This window comes from Nocardioides taihuensis (assembly GCF_042657275.1).
GTDB classification, from domain to species: Bacteria; Actinomycetota; Actinomycetes; order Propionibacteriales; family Nocardioidaceae; genus Nocardioides; species Nocardioides taihuensis.
In genome coordinates this window covers 592214-604534 of record NZ_JBHSKD010000027.1, presented here as the reverse complement: position 1 = coordinate 604534, position 12321 = coordinate 592214, and the positions used below count along the sequence as shown (strand labels likewise).

Annotated in this window: 13 protein-coding genes; 12 read left to right on the top strand and 1 reads right to left on the bottom strand. The window is 74.1% G+C overall.

All coding sequences use genetic code 11. From position 1 onward, the window contains the following. Positions 1 to 37 precede the first annotated feature (37 nt). Positions 38 to 223 (bottom strand): 50S ribosomal protein L28, encoded by a 186-nt coding sequence (gene rpmB, locus ACFPGP_RS20875; protein WP_378593053.1) that lies wholly within the window; start codon positions 221 to 223, stop codon positions 38 to 40. Positions 224 to 410: 187 nt separating this feature from the next. On the opposite strand from rpmB, the gene ACFPGP_RS20870 reads away from it, so the two are divergent. From ACFPGP_RS20870 to ACFPGP_RS20815, 12 genes are all read left to right on the top strand, one after another. Next, positions 411 to 2081 (top strand): DAK2 domain-containing protein, encoded by a 1671-nt coding sequence (locus tag ACFPGP_RS20870; protein WP_378593052.1) that lies wholly within the window; start codon positions 411 to 413, stop codon positions 2079 to 2081. Positions 2082 to 2094: 13 nt separating this feature from the next. Next, a complete protein-coding gene (locus ACFPGP_RS20865) occupies positions 2095 to 4371 on the top strand; it encodes an ATP-dependent DNA helicase RecG (protein WP_378593051.1) in 2277 nt (758 codons plus the stop codon). A 52-nt stretch (positions 4372 to 4423) separates the two neighbouring features. Continuing rightward, positions 4424 to 4996: a 16S rRNA (guanine(966)-N(2))-methyltransferase RsmD gene (gene rsmD / locus ACFPGP_RS20860; protein WP_378593050.1), complete on the top strand. Its 573-nt coding sequence runs from the start codon at positions 4424 to 4426 to the stop codon at positions 4994 to 4996. 45 nt (positions 4997 to 5041) lie between these two features. After that, positions 5042 to 5539 (top strand): pantetheine-phosphate adenylyltransferase, encoded by a 498-nt coding sequence (gene coaD, locus ACFPGP_RS20855; protein ID WP_378593049.1) that lies wholly within the window; start codon positions 5042 to 5044, stop codon positions 5537 to 5539. 129 nt (positions 5540 to 5668) lie between these two features. After that, the gene (locus ACFPGP_RS20850; protein WP_378593048.1) at positions 5669 to 6205 is read left to right on the top strand and encodes a YceD family protein; all 537 of its coding nucleotides are present in this window, start codon (positions 5669 to 5671) and stop codon (positions 6203 to 6205) included. 39 nt (positions 6206 to 6244) lie between these two features. Next, entirely contained in the window at positions 6245 to 6430 is a 186-nt protein-coding gene (gene rpmF / locus ACFPGP_RS20845; RefSeq protein ID WP_135080093.1) for a 50S ribosomal protein L32, read from the top strand. Positions 6431 to 6446: 16 nt separating this feature from the next. Then, positions 6447 to 7205, top strand: a complete 759-nt coding sequence (gene rnc, locus ACFPGP_RS20840) for a ribonuclease III (protein WP_378593047.1) — start codon at positions 6447 to 6449, stop codon at positions 7203 to 7205. Positions 7206 to 7216: 11 nt separating this feature from the next. Next, a complete protein-coding gene (gene mutM / locus ACFPGP_RS20835) occupies positions 7217 to 8107 on the top strand; it encodes a bifunctional DNA-formamidopyrimidine glycosylase/DNA-(apurinic or apyrimidinic site) lyase (RefSeq protein ID WP_378593046.1) in 891 nt (296 codons plus the stop codon). A 77-nt stretch (positions 8108 to 8184) separates the two neighbouring features. Then, positions 8185 to 8394 (top strand): hypothetical protein, encoded by a 210-nt coding sequence (locus ACFPGP_RS20830; protein WP_378593045.1) that lies wholly within the window; start codon positions 8185 to 8187, stop codon positions 8392 to 8394. Positions 8395 to 8486: 92 nt separating this feature from the next. Continuing rightward, a complete protein-coding gene (locus tag ACFPGP_RS20825) occupies positions 8487 to 9755 on the top strand; it encodes an MFS transporter (RefSeq protein ID WP_378593044.1) in 1269 nt (422 codons plus the stop codon). Between the two features lie 8 nt (positions 9756 to 9763). Next, entirely contained in the window at positions 9764 to 11125 is a 1362-nt protein-coding gene (locus ACFPGP_RS20820; RefSeq protein WP_378593043.1) for an FAD-binding oxidoreductase, read from the top strand. A 55-nt stretch (positions 11126 to 11180) separates the two neighbouring features. Then, complete coding sequence (locus ACFPGP_RS20815) at positions 11181 to 12278, top strand: pyridoxal-phosphate-dependent aminotransferase family protein (protein ID WP_378593042.1); 1098 nt, start codon at positions 11181 to 11183, stop codon at positions 12276 to 12278. Positions 12279 to 12321: the final 43 nt, after the last annotated feature.

Here is a 12321-nt window from a genome sequence, read left to right as displayed (position 1 = left end):
CGCCGTTGACTAACGGCGGGTCAGCGGAAGAGCTGGGTCAGCGGGTGACCTTGCCGGCCTTGATGCAGCCAGTGCACACGTTGAGGCGCTTGCGCGTGCCGTTCACCGTGGCGCGGACGCGCTGGATGTTGGGGTCGAAGCGACGCTTCGTGATCTTGCGCGACCACGGGCGGTTGTTGCCGAAGCCGGGCTTCTTGGCGCAGATGTCACAGACGGCAGCCACCGTGCACTCCTGAAAGTTCGAGGTCCTGTCTCGTCGCCCACCGGGCAACCGAAAGAGAGTATCCGATGCCCCCGGCACCCGACGAATCGTGCGCGGACCGCCCCCGGCCACGCACTACTCTGTGGCACCACCCGCCGCCGGCGGGGCGCGCGCCGGGCGGAGCCGGCGACGGACGAGAGGGTAGTCGATGCAGGCACCGCAGGCCGGCGGCGCGATCTCGCTCCCCGTGGTCGCCCGCTTCGTCGACATCGCCGTCGACGCCCTGGCCGGGGCCCGCGAGGAGATCGACGCGCTCAACGTCTACCCGGTGCCCGACGGGGACACCGGCACGAACATGTACCTCACCATGTCGGCGGCCCGCGACGCGCTGCGCGAGGCGACGGGCGTCGCCGGCCGCCCGCACGCCGACGTGCCGGGTGACCTCGCGGCCGGTCCGGCGCTGGCCGCCTTCAGCCGCGGAGCCCTGCTCGGCGCCCGGGGCAACTCCGGGGTGATCCTCAGCCAGATGCTGGGCGCGATCGCGCACCGCATCGCCGCCCAGCAGCCCCACGAGCGCAACGCGGTGGTGATGGCGCAGGCGCTGCGCGAGGCCACCGACGCCAGCTACGCCGCCGTGGGCGTGCCGGTCGAGGGCACCATGCTCACCGTCGCCCGGGCCGCGGCCGAGAGGGCCGAGGAGCGGGCCCGGGACGACGGCGTGAGGGCCCGCGACGTGCTCGCGGCCGCCGCCGCGGCCGCCCGCGAGGCGCTGGCGCGCACCCCCGACCAGCTGGCCGCGCTCCGCGAGGCCGGCGTGGTCGACGCCGGCGGCCGCGGGATCAGCGTGATCCTCGACGCCGCCGAGACCGTGCTCACCGGCCGCCGCCCGACGCCGGTCACCGCGCCCCTGGGGACCCACCACATCCCGGTGCCGCTGCCGACCGGCGACCTGACCGAGCACGGGCCGGCGTACGAGGTGATGTACCTCCTCGACGCCGACGACGACCGGGTGCCGGCCCTGCGCGCCGAGCTCGCCCCGCTCGGCGACTCGCTGGTCGTGGTCGGGGGCGAGGGGCTCTTCAACGTGCACGTCCACGTGGACGACGTCGGTGCGGCCGTCGAGGCGGGGATCCGCGCCGGACGCCCACACCGGATCCGGGTCACCCACTTCGCCGAGCAGGTCGAGTCCGCCCGCCGCCGGGTCGGCCACCGCGCAGGACGCCGGGTGGTCACGGTCGCCGCCGGCCCCGGGCTGCGCGCGCTGTTCGAGGAGGCCGGGGCGGTCGTCGTGGACGGCGGGCCAGGCCGCCGTCCGTCCGCCGGCGAGCTGCTCGCCGCGATGACCGGCTGCGGCGCCGAGGAGGTCGTCGTGCTGCCCAACGACGGCGACTCGGTGCGCGCCGCCGAGGTGGCGGCCCGCACCGCGGAGGAGGACGAGGGCCTGCGGGTCGCGGTCATCCCCACGCAGGCGCAGGTGCAGGGCCTCGCTGCGCTCGCCGTGCACGAGCCTGGCCGCAGCTTCGAGCAGGACGTGCTCGAGATGACCGCCACCGCCCGCCACGCCCGCCACGGCGCGGTCACCGTCGCCGCCCGGCAGGCGATCACGATGGCCGGGCCGTGCGAGCCCGGCGACGTGCTGGGCGTGGTGGCCGGCGACTTCGCGGTCGTCGGCTCCGACCTCTACGACGTCGCCCTCGACGTGGTCGAACGGCTCCTGGCCGGTGGTGGCGAGCTGGTGACAGTCGTGGCCGGGCAGGGCGACCCGTCCGACCTGGCCGCCCGCACCGCCGCGGCGGTGGAGGAGCGGCACCCGGCTGTCGACGTCGTGGTGTACGACGGTGGGCAGGAGCGCTACCCGCTCCTCGTGGCCGTCGAGTGACCGGGAGGGCAGCGTGATCAGCCTCGACTCGCCGGTGACCACCGTGCTGGGGTCACGCGGCAAGAAGACCGACGCGGTCGTCGACAAGCTCGGCCTGCGCACCGTCGGCGACCTGCTCGACCACTTCCCGCGGCGCTACCTCAAGACCGCCGAGCTCACCGACGTCAGCGAGGTCGAGGAGGGCCAGCAGCTCGTCGTGGTCGGCGAGATCCTCAGCAGCACGCTGCGCACCTACACCGACCGCCGCACCGGCCGCACGGCCTACCGGGTCGAGACGATGCTGCGCACCGGTGGCGGGCCGTCGCTGCAGATGACGTTCTTCGCCAAGCGCCGGCAGGTCGCCGAGTTCTTCGCCGACCAGGTGCCCGAGGGGCAGCGGGGCCTGTTCACCGGCCAGGCCAAGGTCTTCAAGAACCAGTGGCAGCTCACCAACCCCCGGATGATGGTCTTCGGGGCCGTCCAGGGCCCGGACGGCGAGCTCGACGAGGCCACCCGCGCCACGCTGGCCAGCCTGCGGGGGCTCTACCCGATCTACCCGCTGACCAAGGGCGTCGAGTCCTGGGACCTCCAGCGCGCGATCAGCTTCGCCCGCACCGTGCTCGACGAGGTGCCCGAGCTGGTCCCCGAGGAGGTCCGCCGCGAGCACGACCTGCTCGACGCCCGCACGGCGTACGACTGGATCCACGCGCCGGAGGACCACGGCGAGGTACGCCGCGCGCAGCGGCGGTTCCGCTTCGAGGAGGCGCTGGTCACCCAGCTCGTGCTCGCCCGGCGGCGGCGGGCCCTCGCCGTGCTCGGCGCCCAGGCACGACCGGGCCGCGCCGGAGGCCTGCTCGACGCCTTCGACGAGCGCCTGCCCTTCGAGCTCACCCGGGGCCAGCGCGAGATCGGCGAGCAGCTCGAGGCCGAGCTCGCCCGCCCGCACCCGATGAACCGGCTGCTGCAGGGCGAGGTCGGCTCCGGCAAGACCGTGGTGGCGCTGCGGGCGATGCTGCGCGTCGTCGACTCGGGGGGCCAGGCGGCGCTGCTGGCGCCGACCGAGGTGCTCGCCCAGCAGCACCACCGCTCGATCACCGGCCTGCTGGGCGACCTCGCCGCCGGCGGCATGCTCGGCGGTGCGGCCGACGGCACCACCGTGGCGCTGCTCACCGGCTCGATGACCAAGGCCCAGCGCCGTGAGGCGCTCCTCGGCATCGCGAGCGGCGAGGCCGGCATCGTCGTCGGCACCCACGCCCTGCTCGAGGAGCACGTCAGCTTCGCCGACCTCGGCCTGGTCGTGGTCGACGAGCAGCACCGCTTCGGCGTCGAGCAGCGCGCGGCCCTGACCGACAAGGCCGGCAGCCCGCCCCACGTGCTGGTGATGACCGCGACCCCGATCCCGCGCACGGTCGCGATGACGGTCTTCGGCGACCTCGAGACCTCGACGCTGGCCGAGCTGCCCGCCGGCCGCGCGCCGATCCAGACCAACGTGGTGCCGGTCGCCGAGCAGCCGCACTGGATCGACCGGGCCTGGGAGCGCGTCCGCGAGGAGGTCGGCAAGGGCCACCAGGTCTACGTCGTGTGCCCGCGCATCACCGGCGACGTGCAGGAGCAGGGCGAGACCGACCAGGTCGACCTCGACGACGAGGGCAACCCGACCTCCCCGCCCCGCGGGGGGCCCGACCCGGCGCGCCCCGAGTCGCTGACCGCGGTCGAGGAGCTGGTCGAGGAGCTGCGCGAGGGCCCGCTCGCCGGGCTCCGGGTGGAGCCGCTGCACGGCCGGCTCACGCCCGACGACAAGGACCGCACGATGCGCACCTTCGCCGCCGGCGAGATCGACGTGCTCGTCTCCACGACCGTGATCGAGGTCGGCGTCGACGTCGCCAACGCCACGATGATGGTGGTCATGGACGCCGAGCGCTTCGGTGTCTCCCAGCTCCACCAGCTGCGCGGTCGGGTCGGCCGCGGCGGCCTGCCCGGCCTCTGCCTGCTCGTCACCCGGTCGTGGCCCGGCAGCCCGGGGCGCACCCGCCTCGACGCCGTGGCCGGCAGCACCGACGGCTTCGAGCTCAGCCGCGTCGACCTCGAGCAGCGCCGCGAGGGGGACGTGCTCGGTGCCTCGCAGTCCGGCTACCGCTCCAGCCTGCAGACCCTGCGGGTGCTGCGCGACGAGGAGACGATCGTCGCCGCCCGCGGCGCCGCCGCGGCGCTGCTCGACCGCGACCCCGAGCTGGCCGGGGCTCCGCTGCTCGCCGAGGCGGTGGCACGGATGGACCGATCCGGGCAGAGTGGCTTCATGGAGAAGTCGTGAGGCAGCCGGCCGTGCAGGTGCCGGGTGGCCCGGTGGGGGGTCCGGCACGAGGATGACGCGCATCATCGGTGGATCGGCCGGGGGGCGACGGATCACCACACCACGCGGCTCGGCGACGCGTCCGACCAGCGACCGCGTGCGCGAGGCGCTGTTCTCGGCCGTCGAGTCGTGGTGCGGCTCGCTGCACGGCCTGCGCTTCCTCGACCTCTACGCCGGGTCGGGCGCGGTCGGGCTCGAGGCGTGGTCGCGGGGCGCCGGCGTGGTGACGCTGGTCGAGCACGACCGTCGCACCGCCGCGCTGATCGCGCGCAACGCCGTCAGCCTCGGCTTCGCCCGCGCCGACGTGGTCACCGGTCCGGTCGGGGCCACGCTGCGCCACGCCCCGGCCGCGCCGTACGACGTGGTGTTCCTCGACCCGCCCTACGACCTGGGCGACGACGACCTCGCCGCCGACCTCGCCGCCCTGGTCGACCACGGCTGGCTCGTGCCGGGCGCGCTGGTCGTGGTCGAGCGCTCCGCCCGCAGCCCCCAGCCGGTCTGGCCGTCCGCCCTCGACGGGCAGCGCGAGCGCCGCTACGGCGAGACGGTGCTCTGGTACGTTCACGCGGCGTCCCCGGCACCCTGAGCCCGGTCCCGGTCCGCCCGTGAACGACACCTGAGGAGGAGCCCCGTGCGTCGCTGCGTCTGCCCCGGGTCGTTCGACCCGGTCACCCTCGGGCACCTCGACATCGTGCAGCGGGCCACGACCCTGTTCGACGAGGTCGTCGTGGCCGTGGGGGTCAACGCGTCGAAGAACCGGCTCTTCTCGGCCGACGAGCGCCTCGACATGCTGCGTCGCGCCTGCGCCGACCTGCCGACGGTGCGGGTGGAGGGGTTCACCGGGCTGCTCACCGACTTCTGCCAGGCCCAGGGCGTGCGTGCGATCGTCAAGGGGCTGCGCGCGGTCAGCGACTTCGACTACGAGCTGCAGATGGCGCAGATGAACGCCTCGCTGGCCGACGTCGAGACGGTCTTCGTGCCCACCAGCCCCGAGTACTCCTTCCTCGCCTCCAGCCTGGTCAAGGAGGTCGCCGCCTTCGGCGGCGACGTCTCCGCGCTGGTCCCCGGCTTCGTCAACGACCTCCTGGTGGCGCGGCTCGCCGAGCGCCGGGGGAGTGGTCCCGCCTGACCACCGCGCCGCGGTACGGGTGTCCGCTTTTGCAGTGGTCCGGTCCGCACGGTTACGATTCCCGACGATCTGTCTGTGCCCGGTACCGGAAGTGATCTCCTGAGCATCCTGGACCCGAGAGCGCCGCTCGTGCTCGACACCCGCGAGCTCGGCCGCCGCCCGGGGTCCCAGCGCGAGGTGACGCGGACGGTGCCGGCTCCGGCAGATCTGGGCATCGAAGTCCTTCGTGTCCCCGAGGGTGCGCCGGTCGAGCTCGACCTGCGCCTCGAGGCGGTCATGGAGGGGGTGCTGGTCACGGGCACGGCCACGGCCGCGCTCGAGGGCGAGTGCGTGCGGTGCCTGGAGCCGGTCTCCGACGAGATCGAGGCCCGGTTCCAGGAGCTGTACGTCTACGACGACCAGGGCCACACCCACCACGGCAGGGACAAGGCCGAGGAGGGGGACGACGAGACCAGCCGGCTCGAGGACGACCTGCTCGACCTCGAGCCACTGCTGCGGGACGCGGTGGTGCTCGCACTGCCGTTCCAGCCGCTGTGCAGGGACGACTGTCCCGGCCTGTGCCCCGAGTGCGGGGCGCGCCTGGCCGACGACCCGGACCACACGCACGACGCGGCGGTCGACCCTCGGTGGGCCAGGCTGGCCGAGCTCAAGCAGGGCGACGAGTGACCCACGGCCGCACCGCGGCCCGAATCGAGGAGAAGAGAAGTGGCTGTTCCGAAGCGGAAGATGTCGCGCAGCAACACGCGCCACCGTCGCTCGCAGTGGAAGGCCGTCGCGCCGTCCCTGGTGACGTGTGCCAACCCTGCCTGCGGCGCGAAGCACCTCCCGCACCGTGCGTGCGGCGAGTGCGGTCAGTACGGCGCGCGCGCCGACCGTCGTCAGGTTCTCTGAGACCGGCCGAGGTCTCGTGACCAGCGCTCCTGAGCCCCACTACCCCGAGCTGCGGGCGGCCCTGGGGGACCCCGTTCTCGACGTGGAGCTGCTCGAGCGCGCCCTCACGCACCGGTCGTACGCCTACGAGAACGGCGGGCTGCCGACCAACGAACGGCTCGAGTTCCTCGGCGACGCGGTGCTCGGCGTCGTGGTCACCGAGAAGCTCTACCGCACCCACCCGGACCTCTCCGAGGGCCGGCTGGCCAAGCTCCGCGCGGCTGTGGTGAACGCCCGCGCCCTCGCCGAGGTCGGTCGCGAGATCGGCCTCGGTGAGCACGTCAAGCTCGGTCGGGGCGAGCAGTCGACCGGCGGTCGCAACAAGGCCTCGATCCTCTCCGACACCGTCGAGGCGGTGCTCGGCGCGATCCACCTCTCCGGCGGCTTCGAGGCCTCGGCCCCGGTCGTCCACCGGCTCTTCGACCCGCTGATCGACGCGGCGTCCGCCCTCGGCGCCGGCCTCGACTGGAAGACCTCGCTCCAGGAGCTCTCCGCCGAGCACGGCCTCGGGGTGCCCGAGTACGTCATCGAGGACGAGGGCCCCGACCACATGAAGACGTTCACCGCCCAGGTGCGGGTCGGTGAGTCGCTCTACGGCAACGGCGTCGGCCGCTCCAAGAAGGAGGCCGAGCAGGCCGCCGCGGAGACGGCGTACGGCGAGATCGCCTCGGAGCTCGGCGTGGAGGACCCGGCCACCAGCGCGGCCACCAGCGCGGCCACCGCCGTCAAGGACTGAGCGGCGGCCCGTTGCCCGAGCTGCCCGAGGTCGAGACCGTCCGCGCCGGCCTCGCCCGGCACGTGCTCGGCCGCACCATCACCCACGTCGACGTCCTGCACCCGCGCCCGGTCCGCAGGGACCCGCGCGGCCCCGAGGGCTTCGCGCTCGCGCTCACCGGGCGCCGGATCGTCGATGCCCGGCGCCGCGGCAAGTACCTCTGGCTCCCGCTCGACGACGGCGACGCGCTGCTCGGCCACCTCGGGATGAGCGGCCAGCTGCTGGTGCAGCGGCCCGGCGCGCCCGACGAGCGGCACCTGCGGGTGCGGATGGTGCTCGCCGGCCCGGACGACGTGCTCGAGCTGCGTTTCGCCGACCAGCGGATGTTCGGCGGGCTCTCGGTCTCCGAGGGCGGCGCCGAGCTGCCGCCGGAGATCGCGCACATCGCCCGCGACCCCCTCGACCCGGCGTTCGACGACGAGGAGTTCGTGGCCAGGGTGCGGCGGCGCCAGGCCGGCGTGAAGCGCCTCCTGCTCGACCAGGGCCTGATCTCGGGCGTGGGCAACATCTACGCCGACGAGTCGCTGTGGCGTGCCCGCCTGCACGGCGAGCGGCCGGGCGACCGCCTGACCCGTCCGCAGGTGCGCCTGCTGCTCGGCCACGCCCGCGAGGTGATGACCGACGCGCTCGGCCAGGGCGGCACGTCGTTCGACGCGCTCTACGTCAACGTCAACGGCGAGTCCGGCTACTTCGACCGCTCGCTCGACGCGTACGGCCGCGAGGGCGAGCCGTGCCGCCGGTGCGGCACCCCCATCCGCCGCGTCGCCTTCATGAACCGCTCGTCGTACTTCTGCCCCCGCTGCCAGCCCGTGCCCCGCCGACCCCGCGTTGTGGGGCCCGGCTTGGTCCGGTCCGGCAGTTGACCCACCGACAGGTCGGTGGGACTCTTGAAGACGGCCCCCCACCCCGGGGCCGACCCCACACCCCGGAAGGCTCGTCCATGGCCAAGGCGCTGATCGGCTACATGCACAGCGACCTGCGGACCCCCGCCCACCTCACCGCCGAGAACACTCGGCTGCGTGCCCGGGTGAGCGAGCTCGAGGCGCTGGTGCTGCGCCTGTCGCAGGAGAACGACGCCCTGGCGGCAGCGAACGCCGCCGACCTGCTCGACCCGGAGCTCGAGCCGCTGCAGGAGATGCAGCCCGCCTGAGCCCGACCCCGCCACCGGCGCCACCCCTCCCGGGTGTCGACGCCGGATATGCGGATGACCGCCGACCCCGTCGGCACCTAGCCTGACCCCTCGTGAGCCGCCTCCTCGAGACCGTGGCGCCCGCCCGGATGGGGGTGGGCTTCCGCTGGCTGCTCGCCTCCTCCTGGACCACCAACCTCGGCGACGGCCTGATGATGGCCGCTGGGCCGCTGCTCGTCGCCTCGCAGACGCACGACCCCGTCCTGGTGGCGGGAGCGGCCGTCGCCCTGCAGCTGCCGTGGCTCCTCTTCGGCCTGCTGGCCGGGGCGCTCGCCGACCGCCTCGACCGCCGCCGCCTCGTGATGGCGGTCGACGGGCTGCGCGCGCTGGTGCTCGCGGGCCTCTGCGCTGTCATCGTCACCGGCCAGGTCAGCATCTGGCTGGTCCTGGTCGCGATGTTCCTGCTCGGGACCGCCGAGGTCTTCGCCGACACCACGTCGACGACGCTGCTGCCGATGCTGGTCGACAAGGCCGACCTCGGCATCGCCAACGCCCGGATCATGGCCGGCGCCATCACCGTCAACCAGCTGGTCGGCCCGGCGCTCGGTGCCGTTCTGTTCGCGGTCGGCACCGCGCTGCCGTTCACCGTGCAGACGGTGTGCGTCGCGCTGGGCGCGGTGCTGGTCTCGCGGATCGGAACGCCGCGGGGCGGCGTGCGCGAGGTGGTCGACACCCACGTGCGGCAGGACATCGCCGAGGGCGTGCGCTGGTTGCTCGGCAGCCCGCCCGTGCGCACGCTCGCGCTGGTGATCGTCAGCTTCAACATCACCTGGGCGATGCCGTGGTCGGTGCTGGTGCTGTGGGCGCTGGAGCGGGTCGGCATCCACGAGGCCGGCTTCGGCCTGCTCACGACGGTGTCCGCCCTCGGCGGGCTGGTGGGCACGGCGATGTACGGCCGGCTCGAGCGCACCGTGCCGCTGGCGGTCCTGATGCGCACCGTGCTGGCCTGCGAGGTGGTCTTCCACCTGCTGATGGCGCTCACCACGACGCCGTGGACGGCGTACCCGCTGATGTTCTTCTTCGGCGCCTACGCCTTCGTCTGGGGCACGCTCTCCAACGCCGTGCGCCAGCGCGCGGTGCCGGCGGAGTTCCAGGGTCGGGTCGGCTCGGTCTACATGATCTGCGTGATGGGCGGGATGCTGCTCGGCTCGCTGCTCGGCGGCCTCGTGGCCGGCCAGTGGGGCGTGGGCGCGCCGTGGTGGGTGGCGTTCGTCGGCTCCGCGGTGACCCTGGCACTGGTGTGGCGGGCGCTCGGGCAGATCGCGCACGCCGACGAGGCGGCGCAGGCCGACACCGCGGGGGAGGTGACCATTCGTGATTGAGTGGACGCATGGACGCGCTGTCCCTCCTCGTCTCGGCCCTCCCCGACGGGGTGGTGGTGACCGATCCCGACGCGGTGGAGAAGTACCGGTTCGACTGGTCGCGTGACCTCCTCGCGGGTCACCCGCTGGCCGTGGTCCGCGCCGAGGACGCCGCCCAGGTGCAGACGACGGTCCGGTGGGCCGCCGAGCACCGGGTCCCGGTGGTGCCGCGCGGCGCCGGCAGCGGTCTCTCGGGCGGCTCGACCGCGGTCGACGGCGGCATCGTGCTCAGCCTCGAGCGGATGCGGGCGATCGAGGTCGACGTCGAGTGCCGGGTCGCGGTCGTCGAGCCGGGTGCGCTCAACGCCGAGGTGAAGGCCGCGTGCGCGGAGCACGGGCTGTGGTACCCGCCCGACCCCTCGTCGTACGAGATCTGCTCGATCGGCGGCAACGTCGCGACCAACGCCGGCGGCCTGTGCTGCGTGAAGTACGGCGTCACCACCGACTACGTGCTCGGCCTCGACGTGGTGCTGGCCGACGGCACGCTGGTCACGCTCGGCGGCAAGCGGATCAAGGACGTCGCGGGCCTGAGCCTGCTCAAGCTGTTCGTGGGCAGCGAGGGCACGCTCGGCATCGTCACGAGGGTGCTGCTGCGGCTGGTCCCGGCGCAGGCGGCGCGCTCGACCCTGGTGGCGTCGTTCCCCGACGTCGGCTCCGCCGCCGAGGCGGTGGTCGACGTCGGCCGCACCCTGCGCCCCTCGATGATGGAGCTGATGGACAACGCCTCGATCAACGCGGTCGAGGACTACCGCTCGATGGGGCTCGACCGCACCGCGGGTGCGCTGCTCGTGGCCCAGTCCGACGCGCCGGGGGCGGCGCGTGCCGAGGAGATGACCCAGATCGCGGCGGCGTGCGAGCTCGCGGGCGCGACCGCGGTCTTCTCGACCGACGACCCGGCCGAGGGCGAGATGTTCGTCGAGGCCCGGCGGCTGGCGTTCCCGGCGATCGAGGCCCGGGGTGCGCTGCTGCTCGAGGACGTCGGGGCGCCGGTGCCCCGGCTGCCCGACCTGCTCGCCGCCATCGCGGCCATCGCCACCGAGCACGAGGTGGAGATCCCCGTCGTCGCGCACGCGGGCGACGGGAACACCCACCCGATCATCGTCTTCGACGCCGGCGACCCCGCCTCGGAGAAGCGGGCCCGGCTGGCCTTCGAGGCGGTGATGCGCGCGGCCATCGACCTCGGCGGCACGATCACCGGCGAGCACGGCGTGGGGCGGGCCAAGAAGGGCGCTCTGCCCGACCAGCTCGGCCCGGAGGTGATGGCGCTCAACCAGCGGGTCAAGGACGCCCTCGACCCGCACGGGATCCTGAACCCGGGCGCGGTCCTGTGACCGGCCGTGCAGCGGGGGTGGGGTCCGGGCGGGGTCATGGCCTAACGTCGCGCGCATGAGCATCCTCGAGCGACGTCTCTTCGGGCCCGGACCCTCGAACCCCTACCCGGAGGCCACCGCGGCCCTCGGGCTGCCGCTGCTCGGCCACCTCGACCCGGCGTTCATCGCGCTCATGGACGAGACCTGCGACATGCTGCGCACCGTCTGGGGGACCGACAACGCCCGCACCCTGCCGATCTCGGCCACGGGGTCGGCGGGCATGGAGGCGGCGTTCGTCAACACCGTCCACCCCGGCGACGTCGTCGTGGTGGCCGTGAACGGGCTCTTCGGCCAGCGGATGACCGACGTCGCGGCACGCTGCGGCGCCGAGGTGGTCGCCGTCGAGCACGAGTGGGGTCAGCCCGTGGACGTCGAGCGGGTGCTGGGCGCGCACCCGTCGCCGGCGATCATCGCCGCCGTCCACGCCGAGACCTCGACCGGGGTCCGCTCCGACATCGCCGCGCTGGGCGCCGGGAAGGGCGACGCGCTGCTGCTCGTCGACGCCGTCACCAGCATCGGCGGCATCGAGCTGCGCGCGGACGACTGGGGCGTCGACATCGGCTACGCCGGCACCCAGAAGTGCCTCGGCGTCGCGCCGGGGCTGGCGCCGTTCACGATCAACGACCGGGCGTTCGCGCGCCGGGTGGAGAAGCCGCACTCGTGGTACCTCGACCTCGGGCTGCTGGGCGGCTACGTCGGCGAGGCCGAAGGGCGGGGCGGGGGGAGGACCTACCACCACACTGCCCCGGTCGCGATGGTCGCCAGCCTGCACGCCGGGCTCGCCCGGATCCTCGACGAGGGGCTGGAGGCGGTCTGGGCGCGGCACGAGGCGGCCGGGCGGCTGCTGCAGGACGGCCTGGAGAAGATGGGCCTGGAGCTGTTCGCCGCCGAGGGCCACCGGCTGCCCGAGCTGACCACCGTGAAGGTCCCCGAGGGCGTCGACTCGGCCGCCGTGCGCCGCTACCTCCTCGAGACCCACGACATCGAGATCGGCGCGGGCGCCGGCGCGTACGCCTCGTCGGTCTGGCGGATCGGCCTGATGGGCCGCAACGCCCGCCCGGACGCGGTGCTGCTGGTGCTCGCGGCCCTCCAGGACGCGCTCGACCACGCATAGACGGGGTCCGCGGGGGCGGGGGCCGGGGCAGGTAGGGTGAGGC

Coding starts and splice junctions, on each gene's coding strand:
- ACFPGP_RS20870 (WP_378593052.1), top strand. CDS start 411: ATGCAGGCACCGCAGGCCGGCGGCGCGATCTCGCTCCCCGTGGTCGCC.
- ACFPGP_RS20830 (WP_378593045.1), top strand. CDS start 8,185: ATGGCCAAGGCGCTGATCGGCTACATGCACAGCGACCTGCGGACCCCC.
- ACFPGP_RS20815 (WP_378593042.1), top strand. CDS start 11,181: ATGAGCATCCTCGAGCGACGTCTCTTCGGGCCCGGACCCTCGAACCCC.
- rsmD (WP_378593050.1), top strand. CDS start 4,424: ATGACGCGCATCATCGGTGGATCGGCCGGGGGGCGACGGATCACCACA.
- ACFPGP_RS20820 (WP_378593043.1), top strand. CDS start 9,764: ATGGACGCGCTGTCCCTCCTCGTCTCGGCCCTCCCCGACGGGGTGGTG.